The sequence below is a fragment of the Streptomyces daghestanicus genome (assembly GCF_020521275.1).
Classification (GTDB): domain Bacteria; phylum Actinomycetota; class Actinomycetes; order Streptomycetales; family Streptomycetaceae; genus Streptomyces; species Streptomyces griseoviridis.
On record NZ_BNDX01000010.1, the window covers coordinates 36,998 to 54,881 of the forward strand.

The 17,884-nt window shown below is 72.9% G+C and carries 19 protein-coding genes; 12 read left to right on the forward strand and 7 right to left on the reverse strand.

Annotation, left to right across the window (positions count from 1 at the left end):
* Window positions 1-57: 57 nt before the first annotated feature.
* Window positions 58-510 carry an NUDIX hydrolase gene (locus Sdagh_RS19110; RefSeq protein WP_189414497.1) on the forward strand — a complete coding sequence of 151 codons (453 nt, stop codon included), beginning with the start codon at window positions 58-60 and terminating at the stop codon, window positions 508-510.
* 35 nt (window positions 511-545) lie between these two features.
* On the opposite strand, the gene Sdagh_RS19115 is transcribed toward Sdagh_RS19110, so the two are convergent.
* Entirely contained in the window at window positions 546-3,476 is a 2,931-nt protein-coding gene (locus Sdagh_RS19115) for an FAD-binding and (Fe-S)-binding domain-containing protein (RefSeq protein ID WP_189414496.1), read from the reverse strand.
* Between the two features lie 364 nt (window positions 3,477-3,840).
* Here Sdagh_RS19115 and Sdagh_RS19120 point away from each other — a divergent pair, with 364 nt between their 5' ends.
* The 6 genes from Sdagh_RS19120 (at window position 3,841) to serC (ending at window position 9,399) form a co-directional block, all read left to right on the forward strand.
* The gene (locus Sdagh_RS19120; protein WP_190076637.1) at window positions 3,841-5,619 is read left to right on the forward strand and encodes a sensor histidine kinase; all 1,779 of its coding nucleotides are present in this window, start codon (window positions 3,841-3,843) and stop codon (window positions 5,617-5,619) included.
* Window positions 5,616-6,032, forward strand: a complete 417-nt coding sequence (locus Sdagh_RS19125) for a roadblock/LC7 domain-containing protein (protein ID WP_189414494.1) — start codon at window positions 5,616-5,618, stop codon at window positions 6,030-6,032. The genes Sdagh_RS19120 and Sdagh_RS19125 overlap by 4 nt, the downstream gene beginning before the upstream one ends.
* Entirely contained in the window at window positions 6,029-6,388 is a 360-nt protein-coding gene (locus Sdagh_RS19130; protein WP_189414493.1) for a DUF742 domain-containing protein, read from the forward strand. The genes Sdagh_RS19125 and Sdagh_RS19130 overlap by 4 nt, the downstream gene beginning before the upstream one ends.
* Complete coding sequence (locus Sdagh_RS19135; RefSeq protein WP_189414492.1) at window positions 6,369-6,995, forward strand: GTP-binding protein; 627 nt, start codon at window positions 6,369-6,371, stop codon at window positions 6,993-6,995. The genes Sdagh_RS19130 and Sdagh_RS19135 overlap by 20 nt, the downstream gene beginning before the upstream one ends.
* Window positions 6,992-8,209: a cytochrome P450 gene (locus Sdagh_RS19140; protein ID WP_189414491.1), complete on the forward strand. Its 1,218-nt coding sequence runs from the start codon at window positions 6,992-6,994 to the stop codon at window positions 8,207-8,209. Before Sdagh_RS19135 ends, Sdagh_RS19140 begins: the two co-directional genes overlap by 4 nt.
* A gap of 71 nt (window positions 8,210-8,280) precedes the next feature.
* Entirely contained in the window at window positions 8,281-9,399 is a 1,119-nt protein-coding gene (gene serC / locus Sdagh_RS19145; protein WP_190008947.1) for a phosphoserine transaminase, read from the forward strand.
* 61 nt (window positions 9,400-9,460) lie between these two features.
* On the opposite strand, the gene Sdagh_RS19150 is transcribed toward serC, so the two are convergent.
* Window positions 9,461-9,643, reverse strand: coding sequence for a DUF397 domain-containing protein (locus Sdagh_RS19150; protein ID WP_190008946.1), 183 nt, complete (start codon window positions 9,641-9,643; stop codon window positions 9,461-9,463).
* Window positions 9,640-10,509: a helix-turn-helix domain-containing protein gene (locus tag Sdagh_RS19155; RefSeq protein WP_190008944.1), complete on the reverse strand. Its 870-nt coding sequence runs from the start codon at window positions 10,507-10,509 to the stop codon at window positions 9,640-9,642. The genes Sdagh_RS19150 and Sdagh_RS19155 overlap by 4 nt, the downstream gene beginning before the upstream one ends.
* Window positions 10,510-10,636: 127 nt before the next feature.
* Between Sdagh_RS19155 and Sdagh_RS19160 the strand changes: the two genes are divergently transcribed.
* Window positions 10,637-11,041, forward strand: a complete 405-nt coding sequence (locus Sdagh_RS19160; RefSeq protein ID WP_189414487.1) for an ATP-binding protein — start codon at window positions 10,637-10,639, stop codon at window positions 11,039-11,041.
* A gap of 218 nt (window positions 11,042-11,259) precedes the next feature.
* Here Sdagh_RS19160 and Sdagh_RS19165 read toward each other — a convergent pair whose 3' ends face one another.
* Complete coding sequence (locus Sdagh_RS19165) at window positions 11,260-11,544, reverse strand: hypothetical protein (RefSeq protein ID WP_189414486.1); 285 nt, start codon at window positions 11,542-11,544, stop codon at window positions 11,260-11,262.
* A gap of 111 nt (window positions 11,545-11,655) precedes the next feature.
* Window positions 11,656-12,621, reverse strand: a complete 966-nt coding sequence (locus Sdagh_RS19170) for a WD40 repeat domain-containing protein (RefSeq protein ID WP_189414485.1) — start codon at window positions 12,619-12,621, stop codon at window positions 11,656-11,658.
* A gap of 109 nt (window positions 12,622-12,730) precedes the next feature.
* Here Sdagh_RS19170 and Sdagh_RS19175 point away from each other — a divergent pair, with 109 nt between their 5' ends.
* From Sdagh_RS19175 to Sdagh_RS19185, 3 genes are all read left to right on the forward strand, one after another.
* Window positions 12,731-13,432: an SGNH/GDSL hydrolase family protein gene (locus tag Sdagh_RS19175; RefSeq protein ID WP_189414484.1), complete on the forward strand. Its 702-nt coding sequence runs from the start codon at window positions 12,731-12,733 to the stop codon at window positions 13,430-13,432.
* Window positions 13,433-13,502: 70 nt separating this feature from the next.
* Complete coding sequence (locus Sdagh_RS19180; protein WP_189414483.1) at window positions 13,503-14,090, forward strand: Uma2 family endonuclease; 588 nt, start codon at window positions 13,503-13,505, stop codon at window positions 14,088-14,090.
* Window positions 14,091-14,142: 52 nt separating this feature from the next.
* Entirely contained in the window at window positions 14,143-15,135 is a 993-nt protein-coding gene (locus Sdagh_RS19185; protein ID WP_190076638.1) for an aldo/keto reductase, read from the forward strand.
* A gap of 128 nt (window positions 15,136-15,263) precedes the next feature.
* Here Sdagh_RS19185 and thpR read toward each other — a convergent pair whose 3' ends face one another.
* Window positions 15,264-15,836 (reverse strand): RNA 2',3'-cyclic phosphodiesterase, encoded by a 573-nt coding sequence (thpR, locus tag Sdagh_RS19190; RefSeq protein WP_189414481.1) that lies wholly within the window; start codon window positions 15,834-15,836, stop codon window positions 15,264-15,266.
* Window positions 15,837-15,930: 94 nt separating this feature from the next.
* On the opposite strand from thpR, the gene Sdagh_RS19195 reads away from it, so the two are divergent.
* A complete protein-coding gene (locus Sdagh_RS19195) occupies window positions 15,931-16,518 on the forward strand; it encodes a Uma2 family endonuclease (protein WP_189414480.1) in 588 nt (195 codons plus the stop codon).
* A 9-nt stretch (window positions 16,519-16,527) separates the two neighbouring features.
* Here the strand turns inward: Sdagh_RS19195 and Sdagh_RS19200 are convergent, their stop codons facing one another.
* Window positions 16,528-17,877, reverse strand: coding sequence for an MFS transporter (locus Sdagh_RS19200; RefSeq protein WP_189414479.1), 1,350 nt, complete (start codon window positions 17,875-17,877; stop codon window positions 16,528-16,530).
* Window positions 17,878-17,884: the final 7 nt, after the last annotated feature.

Sequence of the window (17,884 nt, forward strand, 5' to 3'; positions counted from 1 at the left end):
GGGTACCGTCCGGGCGGCGGCACTCCCGGTCCGCCGCACCCCTTGCCCGGAGGCCCCGTGAGCCGATTCCTCGCCCGTCTGTGGCGCGCCCTGCGCCCGGTGCAGAGCCGCCTGGTGTGGCTGCTCAACCCCAAGTTCGTGGTCGGTGTCACCGGTGTCGTGCGCGACGCCGAGGGACGGGTGCTGCTGCTGCGGCACCGGATGTGGCCGCCCGGCCGCCAGTGGGGCCTGCCGAGCGGGTTCGCGCACCAAGGCGAGGACTTCCGGCGGACCGTCGTCCGCGAGGTCCGGGAGGAGACCGGCCTCGACGTGGAGCCGGGGCGGCTGGTCATGCTGAACAGCGGCTTCCGCACCCGTCTGGAGGTGGCCTACGAGGCCCGGCTGCTCGGCGGGGAGCTGCGCCTGGACCCGTTCGAGATCCTGGAGGCCCGCTGGTGCCGCCCGGAGGAGCTGCCGGAGGAGATCCAGCCGGTGTGCGGTCCGCTGGTGCGGGGCGAGACGGTCTGCTGAGGGGCAACGCGGGCGGCGGAGCCGGGGAGACGTGTTCAGCCGCCCTGTTCCACCTCCAGCGCCTCCGCCAGCACCTCCGCCAGGTGCCGCCCCCGCACCCCCGCCAGCTGCTCCAGCTGCGTCCGGCAGGAGAAGCCGTCCGCCAGGACCACCGCCCCGTCCGGCGCCTCGCGCACGGCGGGCAGGAGCTGTTCCTCCGCGCACGCCACCGACACCTCCTGGTGTCCCGGCTCGAAACCGAAGTTGCCGGCCAGTCCGCAGCAGCCGCCGACCGGTTCGCCGGTGAGGCCCGCGGCGGCGCGCAGCCGGCGGTCGGGCCCGTCGCCGAGGACCGCGTGCTGGTGGCAGTGGGTCTGCCCGGTGACCGGGCGGTCCAGGACGGGCGGCGTCCAGTCGGGGGCGTGGCGCTCCAGGGTCTCGGCGAAGGTGAGGACGCGGTCCGCGAGGGCGGCGGCCCGCGGGTCGTCGGGCAGCAGCTCGGGCAGGTCGCCGCGGAGGGCCGCCGCGCAGCTCGGCTCCAGGACGACGACCGGGGCGGCCGTCGCGAGCACCGGCTCCATCAGGTCGAGCGTGCGGCGCAGCACCGTACGGGCCAGGTCGAGCCGGCCGGTGGAGACGTACGTCAGTCCGCAGCAGACCCGGCCGCGCGAGGCGCCGAGCAGGGCCGTGAGCAGGGTCGCGGGCGACCGGGTGCGGGCGTCGCCGACCGCGCCGCGCACCGGCCGCAGCGTCGGGGGGAGCGCGACCCGCAGGCCCGCCGCCTCCAGGACGCGCACGGCCGCCCGGCCCACGGACGGTGAGAGGTGCTCGGTGAAGGTGTCGGGCCACAGGACGACCGTGGCGCCCCCGCCCGCCGGCGCCGGCCGGCGCCGGCGCCACCACCGGGTGAACGGTTCCGTCGCCAGGCGGGGGATCGCCCGCTCGGGCGCGATGCCGCCGAGCCGTTTGGCCACCGCCGCCAACGGCCGTACCGCCGCGAGCGAGTTGAGCAGGGCGGGGGTCCGGGTGCGCGCCACCCAGCGCAGCCACTCCGGCAGCCGGCCCAGGGTGTGGTGCGCGGCGGGGCGGCGCCGGCCCGCGTAGTGGTGGTGCAGGAACTCCGCCTTGTACGTGGCCATGTCCACCCCGACCGGGCAGTCCGACCGGCAGCCCTTGCAGGACAGGCACAGGTCGAGGGCGTCGCGGACCTCCGTGGACCGCCAGCCGCCGGTGATCACGTCCCCGGCGAGCATCTCGTGCAGCAGCCGCGCCCGGCCCCGCGTCGAGTGCTCCTCCTCGCCGGTCGCGCGGAACGACGGGCACATCACGGACGCGCCGGCCGCCGGCGCCGTACGGCACTTGGCGACCCCGACGCAGCGCCGTACCGCCGCCGTGAAGTCGCCGCCGTCGGCGGGGTATCCGAAGACGACGTCGACCGGTTCGCGGGGCAGGACGGCGAACCGGAGGCCGGTGTCGAGGGGCGCGGGGCGGACCAGCACACCGGGGTTGAGGAGGTCGTCGGGGTCCCAGAGGGCCTTGGCGCGGGCGAAGAGGCCGACGGTCGCGGGGCCGTACATGCGCGGCAGGAGTTCGGCGCGGGCCTGTCCGTCGCCGTGCTCGCCGGAGAGCGAACCGCCGTGCGCGACGACCAGGTCCGCGAGTTCCTCGGAGAAGCGGCGGAAGCGGGCGACGCCCGGACCGGTCAGCAGGTCGAAGTCGATACGGACGTGGATGCAGCCGTCCCCGAAGTGCCCGTACGGCGTGCCGCGCAGGCCGTGGGCGGCCAGCAGCGCCCGGAACTCCCGCAGATAGGCGCCGAGCCGGGCGGGCGGGACCGCGCAGTCCTCCCAGCCGGGCCACGCCTCGGTGCCTCCCCCGGACTCCGTCCGGGAGGTACCCCCGGGCATCCGGGTGGCCGTACCGGCCGCGTCCTCCCGGACCCGCCACAGCGCCCGCTGCCCGGCCGGGTCGGTCACCACCCGCGCGTCCAGCGCGTCGGCGGCCCGGACGACCGCCTCGGCCCGCGCGCGGGCCTCGGCCGGGGTGGCGCCGCCGGTCTCCACGAACAGCCAGGCCCCGCCGCGCGGCAGCCCGGCCGGGTCGGGCACCAGGTCGGCGGCCATCCCCTCCACCGTCAGCGGCCCGAGCGGCAGCAGCCCGGCCGCCGCGTCGGCCGCCGCGCTCTCGTCGCCGTACCCGAGCACGGCCAGCGCCCGCGCGGGCGGCGCCTCGACCAGCCGGACGACGGCCTCGGTCAGCACGCCCAGGGTGCCCTCGGAACCGCAGAAGGAACGGGCGACGTCCGCGCCCCGCTCGGGCAGCAGGGCGTCCAGCGCGTATCCGGAGATGCGGCGGGGCAGGTCGGGGAAGCCGGTGCGCAGCCGCGCCAGTTCCCCGTCCACCAGCGCGCGCAGGCCGGCCGGCGCACCGGCCCACCGGGGTCCGGGGCGCAGCCGCTCGCCGCGCGCGGTGAGGACGGTCAGGGCGGCGACGTTGTCGGCGGTCGTCCCCCAGGCCACCGAGTGCGCGCCGCAGGAGTTGTTGCCGATCATCCCGCCGAGGGTGCAGCGGCTGTGGGTGGAGGGGTCGGGGCCGAACCGCAGGCCGTGCGGGGCGGCGGCGTCCTGGAGCCGGTCCAGGACCAGGCCGGGCTGGACCACGGCGGTACGGGCCCCGGGGTCGAGGGCGAGCAGCCGGTTCATGTGCCGGGTGAAGTCGAGGACCACCCCGGTGCCGGTCGCCTGGCCCGCGGTCGAGGTGCCGCCGCCGCGTGCCACGACCGGCACGCCGTGCGTGCGGCACACCTCCAGGGCCGCCGCCACGTCGTCGGCGTCGCGCGGGGCGACCACCCCCAGGGGGACGCGGCGGTAGTTGGACGCGTCCATGGTCGTCAGGGCGCGGGCGGTCGGTCCGAAGGAGACCTCGCCGCGCACGGCCGCGCGCAGCGCGTCCCGCACCTCGGGCCGGGCCTCTGGCACATCCGTCATGCCCTCAGCATGCCCCGGTGGGCGGCGTCGGGTTCGGGCCATCGGGAGCGCCGCGTTCGCCGTCGGCACCTTTGCCGTAGTTGTTCCTGTGATCTGATGCTAAGAACGTGACATTAATGTGCCCAACGCGATCGTGAAGTCTCTTATAGTGACGGTCAGGTAGCCAATGGTGTCGGCCCGCGCCGGAGAAGGCTGCCGAAAATCGACCACAGAATCCCCACAACTCCCCCACGCCACCGCCCACACCGTCACCACACCCCGTCGCACCCCACCGCGGCACCGCACTCCGCCGCACAGCCACACCCCCTCGCACCGCACAGCACCGCATCGCCGCATCGTCGTACCGCGACCGAGAGACCGACTGATGACCTCCGCCAAATCCTCCGGCGAACGCCCCGCCATATCCGGGCTGCTGCCCGTCTTCCTGGTCACCGCGGTACTGGCCGGCCTCGCGGTCACCGGCGCGGTCCTCGTCGCCCCCGACTCCGTGCGCACGCCCCTCGGGCTGGGAGCGGGTGCCGCCGGGCTGCTGCTGAGCGTGGCGGTCACCGTGGCCGCGCACGGCCTCCGGTCGGCCCGGACCGCCCGCCGCCGGCTGGAGTCCGCGAACCAGGAGGTGGGCCGGCTGCTCCAGGAACGCGTCCGGACCGCCGAGGAGGCGCGGCAGGAACGCGCCCGGCTCACCGGCGAACTCGACCGGGAGCGCGCCCGCGCCGCGGCCGACCTGGCCCAGGAACACGCCCGGCTCACGGACGCCCACGCCGCCGAACTCGCCCGGCTCACCGAGGAGTACGGCACCCGGGAGGCCCGGCTCACCGAGGAGCACGCGGCGGAGCGGGCGCGGCTCACCGAGGAGTACGAGGCCGAGCGGACCCGGCGCGTGGCGGAACACACCGCCGAGCGCGAGCGGCTGACCGGTGACGTCGCCCGGCTCACCCGCAAGCTGCGGGAGGCCGAGTCCCGCCGCGCCGCCGCCGTCTCCGCCACCGCCAACGTCGCCGGACGCCTCCAGGCCCTGGCCACCGCGACCCTGGCGGACCTGCGCGCGATGGAGGAGAAGCACGCCGACGAGGAGGTGCTGACCGACCTCCTCCACCTCGACCACCGCACCGCCCAGGCGGGTCGGCTCGCCGACTCCGTCGCCGTGCTGGCGGGGGCCCGGTCGGGCCGCCGCTGGGCCCGCCCGATCGCCATGGAGTCCATCCTGCGCGGCGCCATGGGCCGGATCAGCGGTTACCAGCGCGTCCGCCTGCACTCCACCAGCGACACCGCCGTCGCCGGGCACGCCGCCGAGGCCGTCATGCACGCGCTGGCCGAGATCCTGGACAACGCCGCGAACTTCTCCCCGCCGACCGCGGAGGTCCACGTCTACGTCGAGGAGGTCCCGGCCGGCGCGATCGTCTCCGTCGAGGACGCGGGCCTCGTCATGGGCGAGACCCAGCTGCGCCGCGCCGAGAACGCGGTCTCCGGCCGCACCGCCGGGCTCGGCGGCCTGACCGGCACCCGGCTCGGCCTGGCCGTGGTGGGGCGGCTGGCGCAGCGGTACGGCCTGAAGGTGTCGTTCCGTCCGTCGGCCCGGGGCGGCACCGGCGTGCTGATGCTCGTACCGCAGGACATCCTCGTGTCGCCGGGCGCGCTCCCGGGCCCCGGCGCCGAGGACGGACCGGAACCGGCCGCCCGGACCCGTACGCCGGCTGCCGTACCCGCGGCGGCTCCGGTACGGCAGCTCCCCCGGCGGCACGAGACCCCCTCCCCGGCGCGGCACCCGGCCCCGGACGCCGTGGCGCGCCCCGCGGAACCGGAGCCGGAGCACGGCCCCGAACCGCTCTCCACCCTCCCGCACGGGCTGCCGAAGCGCCGCCGCGGCCGGACCCTCGCCGAAGCCGAACGCACCCGGCAGGCGCCGTCCGCCACCGCGCCGCGCACCCCGCCCACCCGCGAGGAGACGAAGGCGCGCGTCGCCCGCTTCGGCACCTTCCAGCAGGCCGTCCGCGGCACCACCGGTCCGCCGGCCGCGGACGCGTCGACCGCCGGAGCGACCACCGTGGGTCCGACGACCACGGAACCCGTATCCGACCCCGATCCCGCATCCGCATCCGCATCCGCACCCGCATCCCTCCCGGAAGGCGACACCACCACATGACCGGCACGACGACCGCGGACGACAAGCTCACGTGGCTGATCGAGGGCCTGCTGCAGCGCACCCCCGGCGCGCGGCACGCGCTCGTGCTCTCCCGTGACGGCCTGAAACTGTGCCGTACCCCGGAGTTGACCGCCGACCAGGCCGACCAGCTCGCCGCGATCGCGGCCGGCATCCAGTCCCTGTCGCACGGCGCCTCCGTGGAGTTCGGTGACGGCACCGGTGGCGTCCGGTCGGCGATGGCCGAGTTCTACGGCGGGGTGCTGTTCATCGTGGAGGCCGGCGAGGGCGCCCACCTGGCCGTGGTCACCGCCGAGGACGCCGACGCGGGCCTCGTCGGCCACAACATGAGCGAACTCGTCGAGCAGCTCGGCGAGCACCTGACCGCCCGGCCCCGTACGCCCCGTACGTCATGAACGGTGCCGGCGGCAGGCCGGGACGGGACGACGCCCCCGACCGCCTCTACACCCTGACCGGCGGACGCAGCCGGGCGGGCGCGGACAGCCCGTTCGACCTGGTGACCCTCGTCGTCGCCGAGTGCGACCCGGTCCCCGGCATGCAGTCGGAGCACGCCGCGATCCTGCGCATGACCGAACGGCCCACCGCGGTCGTGGAGATCGCCGCCGAACTGCGGCTGCCGGTCGGCATCACCAAGATCCTGCTGACCGACCTCCTCGACGCGGGCCGCGTCAGCGCCCGCCATCCGCGCCAGGAAGCCCTTCCCGATCCCGAAATCTTGGAGCAGGTGCTCGTTGGACTCCGCAACCTCTAGAGCGAGCGCGCCGCTCGGCGCCTCCGCCGACAACGGCCTCAAGATCGTGATCGTGGGCGGCTTCGGCGTCGGCAAGACGACCATGGTCCGGTCGGTCAGCGAGATCCGTCCCCTCAACACCGAGGAGACGATGACCCAGGCCGGCGCCGCCGTCGACGACCTGACCGGGGTGCACGCCAAGACCACCACCACGGTCGCCTTCGACTTCGGCCGCATCACGCTCGACGCGCGCAACGTGCTGTACCTCTTCGGCGCCCCAGGGCAGGAACGTTTCTGGTTCCTGTGGGACCGGCTCTTCCAGGGCACCCTGGGCGCGGTCGTCCTGGTCGACACCCGGCGGATCGACGACTCCTGGTACGCCATCGACCGCCTGGAGCGGCACGGCACGCCCTTCGTCGTCGCCCTCAACGACTTCGGCGGCCCCGACTTCGCCCCGGCCCAGATCCGCGAGGCCCTCGACCTGGACCCGCACGTCCCGCTGCTGCGCTGTGACGCGCGCTCGCGCGAGTCCGCCAAGGAAGTCCTGATCACGCTGGTGGAACACGTCTACGCCCGGTACGCCGCCGGCGCCGCCGATCCCGCACGACCCACCCAGGAGCTGGTGTGAGCCCCCTTCACCTCCGCGGACCCGGTTCGCACGAGGAACCGGCCGAGCTGTACCGGGCGATGCGGCGCAAGCACGGCCCGGTGGCGCCGGTGCTGCTCGACGGCGGCATCCCCGCCTGGCTGGTGATCGGCTACCGCGAGCTGCACCAGGTCACCGGCGACCCGGAGCTGTTCAGCCGGGACTCCGAGCTGTGGAACCAGTGGGACAACATCCCCGACGACTGGCCGCTGCGCCCGGTCGTCAACCGCGGCCAGCCCTCCATCCTCTACACCGTCGGCGAACGCCACCGCCGCCGCTCCGGCCTGCTGAGCGACGCGCTGGACGGCGTCGACCCGGCGGTGCTGCGCGCCGACTCCGAGCACTTCGCGGACGAGCTGATCGACACCTTCTGCGGCCGGGGCACCGCCGACCTGATCGACGAGTACGCCATGCTGCTCCCGGTCCGCGTCCTGGCCCGCATCTACGGATGGACGGACGAGGAGGGCACCGCCCTGGTCACGTCGATGACCGACATGATCAACGCGGGTGACCGGGCGCTGGCCGGCCAGAAGCACCTGCACGACTCCTGCCAGGCGCTGGTCGCGCAGCGCGCGGCGGAACCGGCCGACGACGTGGTCTCCCGCATGCTGGCGGCGCGCGGCGAGTTCACCGAAGAGGAGATCGTCCAGGACCTGATGATCCTGATGTCGGCGGGCCACCAGCCCACCGCCGACTGGATCGGCACCTCGCTGCACCTGATGCTCACCGACCACCGCTTCGCCGCGTCGATGTTCGGCGGCCGCAGCAGCGTCCCGGAGGCGATGAACGAGGTGCTGTGGGAGCAGGCCCCCACCCAGAACATGCCGGGCCGCTACGCCACCCGCGACACGACCCTGGGCGGACGCCGTATCGACGCCGGTGACCTGCTGATCCTGGGCCTCCAGGGCGCCAACTCCGACCCCCAGGTCCGGACCGACGGCGCCTCCCTGACCGGCGGCAACAACGCGCACTTCGCCTTCAGCCACGGGGAGCACCGCTGCCCGTTCCCGGCGCAGGAGATCGCGGAGGTCATCTCCCGCACCGGCATCGAGGTGATCCTGGACCGGCTCCCCGACATCGACCTGGCCGTGCCTGCGGAGTCCCTGCGCCGCCGCGAGTCCCCGTGGATGCGCGGCTTCACCGCCCTCCCGGTCACCTTCACCCCGACGCCCGCCCTCGGCGGCGCCCACCCCTGACCGCCTCCCGGCCGTCTCACCGGACGGACGACGTTTCGCCCAGGTTTCCCGTAACGGATACCCTCGGCCACGTGGCTGAGATCCGGATTCCCTCTGACATCAAGCCCGCGGACGGACGTTTCGGCGCGGGTCCCTCCAAGGTGCGGACGGAGGCGCTGGACGCCCTCGCCGCCACCGGCACCTCCCTCATGGGCACGTCCCACCGCCAGGCCCCGGTGAAGAACCTCGTCGGCAAGGTCCGCGAGGGCATCGGCGAACTGTTCCGGCTGCCCGAGGGCTACGAGGTGGTGCTCGGCAACGGCGGCTCCACCGCGTTCTGGGACATCGCGACCCACGGCCTGATCGAGAACAAGTCGCAGCACCTGGCCTTCGGCGAGTTCAGCTCGAAGTTCGCCAAGGCGGCCAGGCTGGCCCCCTGGCTGGCCGAGCCCACGGTCGTCTCCTCCGACCCGGGCACCCACCCGGACCCGCGCGCGGAGTCCGGCGTCGACGTCTACGCGTACACCCACAACGAGACGTCGACCGGCGTCGCGATGCCGATCCGGCGCGTGCCCGGCGCCGACGAGAACGCCCTGGTGCTGGTCGACGCCACCTCCGGCGCCGGCGGCCTCCCGGTGGACATCGCGCAGACCGACGTCTACTACTTCGCCCCGCAGAAGTCCTTCGCCTCCGACGGCGGCCTGTGGATCGGCGTCTTCTCCCCGGCGGCGATCGAGCGCGCCGAGCGCGTCCACGCCTCCGGCCGCCACATCCCGGAGTTCTTCTCGCTCCCCACCGCGATCGACAACTCCCGCAAGAACCAGACGTACAACACCCCGGCCCTGGCCACCCTGTTCCTCCTGAACGAGCAGTTGGAGTGGCTGAACTCCCAGGGCGGCCTGGACTGGTCCACGGCCCGTACGAAGGACTCCTCGACCCGCCTCTACACCTGGGCCGACGAATCCAAGTACGCCACCCCGTTCGTCTCCGACCCGGCCAAGCGCTCCCAGGTCATCGGCACGATCGACTTCTCCGACGACATCGACGCGTCGGCCGTCGCCAAGGCCCTGCGCGCCAACGGCATCGTCGACACGGAGCCGTACCGCAAGCTGGGCCGCAACCAGCTCCGCGTCGCGATGTTCCCGGCCGTCGACCCCGCCGATGTCGAGGCCCTGACGAAGTGCGTCGACTACGTCATCGAGAAGCTCTGACTTCTCGGCGTACGCGAGTGAAGGGGCGCCCGGCGAATCGTCGCCGGGCGCCCCTTCCGCATCACCGGATCTGCCGCAGGAAGGCGGCCCAGCTCTCCCGGGAGACGATGAGGAGCGGGCCGTCCGCGTGCTGCTTGCTGTCGCGGACGGCTCGGCCGAGGCAGGCCGTCTCGGCGACCTCGACGCATTCGCCCTCCTGGTTGGAGTAGGAGGACTTGCGGAACGGGCCTGTTATGTCGGTCATGAAGCGTCTTCCCCGATCGATCGCAGCTTGCTCCGGATGAGTTCCGCGCTCTCCGCCGGTGACAACGCGGCCGCTTGCAGGAGTGCGAACGTCTTCACGTGCACGGCCAGGTCGTCGGGGTCTTCGAGGATCGTCGTACTCATCAGGTCGTCCATCGTGACCACCTCGACCTCCGACTCGGGGTCGAAGCTGAACGCGGCGAAGGCGGAGGTGCCGGCCGCCAGTGTGCCAGAACTGAACGGCAGGATCTGGAGGGTGACGTTCGACCGCTGCGACGCTTCGAGCAGCGCGGCCAATTGTTCGCGGTGCACGGCGTTGGTCAGCAAGGGATAGGTGATGACCGCTTCCCACAGTACGGCGGTGTACTCGATCCCTCCCTCGGTGATCCTTTCCTGCCGCCGACTGCGCACCTTCACCAGTTCCGCGATCCGCTCGGAGGACAGTTCACTGGGTCCCTCGGTGATGATCAGCTCGGCGTAGGCCGGCGTTTGCAGCAGCCCCGGGACCAGCACGGACTGCCACTGTCTGATGTGACTGGCGTCGTCTTCGAGCGCGATGTGGTCGAGATAGTCCGGCCGCAGGCTGTCCGCGTGCTCCAGCCACCAGCCCCGCTTCTTCGAATACTTGGCCAGGTCTTCCAACTTGTCACGCGTCTTGGCATCGGAAACCCCGTAGGCGTCGAGCAACAGCCGCACCTCGATGACGCGCGGTGTGGCGTGCCCGCTCTCGATACGGCTGATCCTCGCCTGGCTCGACGCGATCACCTCGGCCGCCTGCGGCTGGTCCAGCTTGGCGGCCTGTCGGTACTGCCTCAACGCCGTACCGAGCCGCCTGCTGCGCACCGTCGGCCGTCCACCTGCGGGCATGCGGACCTCCCCTCTCCGCCCGCCACCTTGCCACGCGTTCCGTCCGCTTCGGTCTCGGATGACACGATCGAGTGAGATCTCTGCATACATTCCTCGGTTGGGATTTTGCCGGTGTCAAATACTTCCCATGCCCGCAACGGAAACCTTCCGCATCCCCAAACACCGGCACCACGTGTCAACCGCCCGCCACCGCCTGCGCAAGGCCCTCGCCGACTGGGGTGTCGCCGGGGAGCAGGCCGACCTCGTCACGCTGCTGGCCAACGAACTCGTCACCAACGCCGTGACCCACTGCCGGGTCTCCCACGCCCAGGTCCGCGTGATACTCGCCCTCCACGGGACGGAGTTGCTCCTGGAGGTCTCCGACCCCGACCGCGACCGGCTCCCCCGCCTCCACGACTCCGCCCCCGACGAGGAGGGCGGCCGGGGACTCGCCCTCGTGGCGGCGCTGGCCGACTCCTGGGGATGCCGTCAGGAGCGGTACACCAAGTGCGTATGGGCGAGGTGGGAGACCAGTGTTCCGCCGGTTCCGTGAAACGCCTGTCCAGAACCCCGGCGGGGAGGTCCGCACCCCGGACCCGTACGTATGGCGGCTGCCGACTCCCTACGACGCCCGCTGGCGCCGCTGGCACAAGCGCTCCCGCGCGGCCGGCCGGTACCTGCCGTACCCGGAGGACGGGACGAACCGGCCTCAGCCGGAACGTGCTCGGCCGCCCGCCCTGCCGGCCGACGACGTCGTACGCCCCTACGTCCTCAGACCCTGATACTCCACCGCACCCGCGCGATCACCTGCCGCGCGTCCGCGCCGAAGACGGCGGACTCGGCGAAGGTGTCCCCCCGCCGGTACAGAGCGATCGTTTCCGCGTCGTCCAGCCACGGTTCGGCGTGCCAGTCCTCCACCACGACCAAGCGGTCGTCCATCAGATTGAACGGGTTGCCCATCGCCAGCGGCAGCGGGCCGTCGAGCGGCAGGATGCCGAGGTTCGAACCGGCCCGCCCGGCCGCGCACGTCACCACGGCCGTCGAGCGGCCGGCCACCGGCGGCGACGTGTCACCGGGCTTCTACCTGGAACGCCCCGCGTTCCTCTCCCTGGCCCTGGTCACCTGCTCCCCGCACCGGGTGCGGCGCACGCTCGCCTGCCCCTGCCGTCACGACCGCCGGCCCATCCGGCGCAGCCCGAACAGCCCCGCCAGCACCACCAGTACCGCCGCCGCGCCCCCGACCTTCAGCGTGGTCCCGTCCGAGTCCTCCGAGGCCGCCGCCGCGCCGCCGCCCCCGGAGGCCGCCGCGGACGGCTCCCCGCCCGGCGCGTCCTGCGCCTTCACCGCGCTGTTCGCGCCCTCCATGCCGAGCAGCAGCTTCTTGCCATCGACCGTGTAGGTGACGGACTCGCCCTGGCCCAGGGGCACACTGATCCGGCCCTTGCGGGCGGGCTTCCCGTCGTTCCAGTCGTAGTACAGGCCACCGAGGTAGCCGCGTACGGTGAGCTGCTCGCCGTCGGGGGAGAACGCCGCGTCCGTGGCCCACAGGTCGACGGCCGCCGAGCGCTTGAAGACGTTCGCGCCGGACGTGGACAGCTCCGCCGGGCCCTCGTACAGGTGCCCGCCGTCCTCCTGCTTGTCGATGATGTAGACCCGGCCCGTCTTCGGGTGGACGACCATCGACTCGGCGTCGCGCGGCCCGTCGTCGTACTTGACGACGTACTGCTTCGCCTCGACCGTCTGGTCCTTCAGTTCCGCCGGCTCGGGCAGCTCGTAGATCCACACGTACGGCCAGGTGCCGCCGAGGTTGTCCCCGATGTCACCGACGTAGATCCGGTTGTCCGGGCCGATGGAGATCGCCTCGACGTCCCGGGGCGTGCCGATCCCGGCGAGGGAGACACGGGCGACCGTCCTGCCGGTCGCGCCGTCGACGGCGTAGAGGTACGGGCCGTTGTCCTGGTCGTTGTGGGTCCAGTAGACGCCGGGATGGAGGCGGGAGGCCGCGAGGCCGCTGGACTCGGTGATCCGGGGGTCCGTGATGGTGAACCCCTCGTCCCCGTCGACGGCGAGGGCGGGCGCGGCGCACACACCCGTGAGAAGGGTCGCGGCGAGAAGGGCGAGGGATCGGCGCATGCGCCCAAGCCTGCCATCCCGGACGGGTGTTCGTGACAGCCGCCCGCGCCGCGGGGGCGGTGGCCGGGCTCACACCACCGGCGTCCGGGCGATCGTCCATGATGGACGGATGCTCAGGTTCATGCCCGTCGGGGACTCCCAGACGATCGGGAGCGCCGGTGACCACACCTGGCGCCATCGGCTGTGGCAGCACCTGCGCACGGCGTACGACGGCCCGTTCACCTTCGTCGGCCCGCGCGAGACCCTGTACGACAAGGCCGCCGACGCGCCCGTCTCCCTCGCCTACGCCGACCCGGACTTCCCCCGCGCCCACCTCGCCGGCTGGGGCGAGGGCTGGCTGCACATGGCGCCGCTGATCGGCGAGGCGGTCCGCGCCCACCGCGCGGACGTGCTCCTCGTCGCCCTCGGCCTGATCGACCTCGGCTTCTACACGAACGCCGAACAGACCGCGGAGAACGTCCACCGCTTCGTCGCCGGGGCGCGCGCCGCCCGGCCCCGCGTCCGCATGGTCCTGCTGCCGGTGATCCCGAACATACGGGCCCGGCAGGACCCGGACTTCGGCGCGCAGGTCGCCCTCTTCAACGACCTGCTCGCCAAGGCCGCCGCCGACCTCGACGAACCCCGCTCCCCACTCCTCCTGGCCTCCGTCCCGCCCACGTACGACCTCGCCACCGACACGTACGACGGCACCCACCCCGGCCCGAGCGGCGAACGGAAGATCGCGGCGGCGTTCGCGGAGGCGATGGAGCAGGGGTGGGGGCTCGGCGGGCCGTACGCCCCCGGGCTCAGTGCCCCGCGAGACCGTCCGTGACCCGGTCACCGTGCGTATCGTTGTACCGCGCGGCGGCTCCGTCCCAGGAGCCACCGGGAGCAGCGCCACGATGACCGTCGCGGACGACAGGATCGCCATGGCCGACGTCAGCACCGAGAGCCTCGACGACTGGTTCGAGCGGCTTGAGAAGATGCCCGTCCCCGAAGGATTCAGGGTCGAGATCGTCGGGGGCAGCATCTACATGACGCCGCAGCGGGACACGCAGTGGCACATCATCCGCCGGATCGTCCGGGCCGTCGAAGACAGGTTCGGCATGGACATCCACCTCTTCTCCGATGTCCGCATCGACTTCCCCGGCCACGGGAACGGCTTCTGCCCCGACGTCGCCAAGCTCCGCGACGGCGCCGAGAAGGACGAGACGGGACACTGGCGGTACCAGGACGTCGAGTTCGTCGCCGAGGTGGTCTCCCAGGCCACCGCGGCCGACGACTACGGCCCGAAGAAGACCGCGTACGCGGTCGCCGAGGTCCCCGTCTGCCTCGTCGCCGACCCCTGCCAGGGCAGGTGCCACGTCTACACCCGGCCGAAGGACGGCGAGTACGTCACGGAGACCACGGTCGGCTTCGGCCACGACCTGGACCTCACCGGCACCGTCCTCGGCCTCACCCTGAGCACCGCCGGCTTCCCCCGCGACTGACGCGCCCCGCCCGCTTGCCTGGAGCGCACTCCACGTCGTTGGCTGGGTGACCATGAAGTACACGCAGCTCGGACGCACGGGACTCAAGGTCAGCCGGCTCGTCCTCGGGACGATGAACTTCGGCCCGCAGACCGACGAGGCCGACAGCCACCTCATCATGGACGCCGCGCTGGACGCGGGCATCAACTTCTTCGACACCGCCAACGTCTACGGCTGGGGCGAGAACAAGGGCCGCACCGAGGAGATCATCGGCAACTGGTTCGCCAAGGGCGGCGACCGGCGCGACAGGACCGTCCTCGCCACCAAGGTCTACGGCAACATGGGCCCCGACGGCCCCGCGTGGCCCAACCACGACAAGCTCTCCGCCGTGAACATCCGGCGGGCCGTCGACGCCAGCCTCAAGCGGCTCAGGACCGACCGCATCGACCTGTACCAGTTCCACCACATCGACCGCGACACCCCGTTCGACGAGATCTGGCAGGCGATCGACGTCCTGATCCAGCAGGGCAAGATCCTCTACGTCGGCTCGTCCAACTTCCCCGGCTACAAGATCGCCCAGGCCAACGAGGCCGCCGCCCGCCGCGGCGGCACCATCGGCCTGGTCAGCGAGCAGTGCCTGTACAACCTCGCCGAGCGCCGCGCCGAGATGGAGGTCATCCCGGCCGCGCAGGAGTACGGCCTCGGCGTCATCCCCTGGTCGCCGCTGAACGGCGGTCTGCTGGGCGGCGTCCTGCGCAAGCAGGCGACCGGTGGGCGCCGGGCGAGCGGCCGGGCCGCCGACACCCTCGCCGACCCGGCCTCCCGGGCCCGCGTCCAGGCGTACGAGGACCTGCTCGACAAGCACGGCATCGAGCCCGGCGAGGCCGCGCTGGCCTGGCTGCTCACCCGGCCCGGCGTGACCGGCCCGATCGTCGGCCCCCGCACCGCCGACCAGCTGGCGTCCGCGCTGCGCGCCGTCGAGCTGGAGCTGTCCGAGGAGCTGCTGACCGGGCTCGACGAGATCTTCCCCGGCCCGGGCCCCGCGCCGGAGGCCTTCGCCTGGTGACAGGGGCGGGGCGGCGGCGTACGGGAGGCTAGTTTCCGAGCGCCGCCGCCACCGCCACCACCACGAGCATCAGCACAAGCACACCGGCCATGATCCGGTTCCGGGTTTTCGGGTCCACGGCACCGAGCCTAACCGGCGCCGCCGAGCGGGTGGCGGGCGACCGTCTCGTACCGGGGCTGTTCGCCGGGCACCCCGGACGCCGGGAGGTCGCTGCGGACGAGGGCCAGCCCGGTCACGGTCCATGTCCGGCCGGTGAAGCCGTCGAGCAGCTCCAGGTAGGGACGGACGTCGTACGCCTCCCGGCCGCGGGCCACGGTCAGGTGCGGGGTGTACCGGCGGTGCCCGCCGCTCGCCACGCCCGCCTTGCGGCCGGCCGCCTCCGCCCGGTCCGCCAGCAGCCGCAGGGCCCGCGGCTCGCCGTCCGCGCCCGCCCACAGCGCCCGGCCCCGACCGAACTGCCCGCCCCCGCGCAGCGCCAGCGCGAACGGCTCCGTCCGGCGCGCCGCCCGCGCCAGCCGCTCCGACAGCTCCGGTACGAGGGCGTCGTCCACCTCGCCGTAGAAGGCGAGCGTGAAGTGCCAGCCGGGCCGGCCGGTCCACCGCAGCCGCTCCGCCCCGGGCAGCTCCCGCAGCCGCTCCACCTCGACGGCCAGCTCCGCGACCACGTCCTCGGGCGGCAGCACGGCGGCGAAGAGTCTCATGCCCTCAGTCTGCCCGGCGTGTCCTGGTCACCGTGCGTATCGTTGTACTGCGCGGCTGCCCGTTATCGAACGGTGGCCGGGGAGGAGCGCCACGATGACCGTCCTTGCAGACAGGATCGAGATGGCCGAGGAGAGCGTCGAGCTGACGTTGGACGTCCTGTTCGAGTGGCTCGAGAAGTTGCCCGTCCCCGAGGGTTACAAGGCCGAGATCGTCGGGGGTCACATCTTCATGACGCCGCAGCGGGACACCCACTGGGACATCATCGCGGACATCTACGACCAACTGCGCACGAACTATCCGCGCAAGCGCGTCAAGTCCGACGTGCGCATGGACTACCCGGGGCATCTCAACGGATTCGCCTCCGACGTGGTGGCCCTCGGGGAAGGCGCGGAGAAGGACGACAAGGGCCGCTGGCGCCACGAAGACGTCGAATTCGTAGCCGAAGTCATCTCCAGCAAGACCGCCGCCAACGACTACGGCCCCAAGAAGGACACATACGCCACCGCCGGCGTACCGGTCTACCTGATCGTCGACCCGTACACCGGCGAGTGGCATCTGCACACGCTGCCCAAGGACGGCGCCTACCACGCGACCGTCAGCTTCGGGTTCGGGGAGGACATCGACCTTACCGACACCCCCGTCGGCCTCGCGCTGAAGACCGACGGCTTCCCCCGCGACTGACCCGGAGGGCTACGCCGCCGGGGCCAGTTCCTCCCGGCGTTCGCGCGGCACGAAGCGGACCTGGGGGTGGCCGTGGTGCCAGCCGACCGCCAGGCGCAGGTTGCCCAGCCGGGCCAGGATCACGCCGGTCACCGCCGCCGCCAGGAAGGCCACCGTGCCGCCCGCGGCGAAGCCGACGCGGGCGCCGTAGGTGTCCGTGACCCAGCCGACGATCGGGGCGCCGACCGGCGAGCCGCCCAGGAACACCATCATGTACAGGGACATCACGCGGCCCCGCATGGCCGGGTCGGTGGACATCTGGATGCTGGTGTTGGCGGTGACGTTCACCGTCATGCTGAACACGCCGATCGGCACCATGAGCAGGGCGAACAGCCACAGGCCGGGGGCGACGGCGGCCACCACCTCCACGGCGCCGAAGGCGAGCGCGGCGGCGATCAGGACCCGCATCCGGGCCGTGCCGCGCCGGGCGGCGAGCAGCGCGCCGGCCAGCGAACCGACCGCCATCAGGGTGTTGAACAGGCTGTACGCGCCCGCCCCGGAGTCGAAGACGTCGTCGGCGAAGGCCGACAGGAACACCGGGAAGTTGAAGCCGAAGGTGCCGATGAAGCCGACCAGGACGATGGTCCAGATCAGGTCCGGGCGGCCGGCGACGTAGCGCAGGCCCTCCCGCAGCTGGCCCTTGCCGCGCGGGGCGCGCTCGACCACGCGCAGCTCGCGGGCCCGCATCAGCAGCAGCCCGGTGAGCGGGGCGACGAACGAGACGCCGTTGAGGAGGAACGCCCAGCCGGTGCCCATGCCGGTGATCAGCAGACCCGCGACGGCGGGGCCGACCAGGCGGGCGGACTGGAAGTTCGCCGAGTTCAGGCTGACCGCGTTCTGGAGCTGGTCGCGGCCGACCAGTTCGGAGACGAAGGACTGCCGGGCCGGGTTGTCGACGACGGTCGCGAGACCCATGACGAACGCGGCGACGTACACGTGCCAGACCTGGACGTGCCCGGTCAGCGTGAGGGCGGCGAGGGCCAGCGCGGTCAGGGCCATCGCCGACTGGGTGACCAGCAGCGTGGGGCGCTTGCGCAGGCGGTCGACGAGGACACCGCCGTAGAGGCCGAAGAGGAGCATCGGGAGGAACTGCAGGGCGGTGGTGATGCCGACCGCCGCCGAGGAGCCGGTGAGGCTCAGGACCAGCCAGTCCTGGGCGATGCGCTGCATCCAGGTGCCGATGTTGGAGACGACCTGGCCCAGGAAGAACAGGCGGTAGTTCCTGACCCTCAGGGAGGCGAACATCGAGGTCTTGGGGGTGGGCGGGTCGTCGTGGGTGTCAGGTGCGGGGGCGGAGTGTGCTCCGGGTCCCGTACTCAAAAGGGTT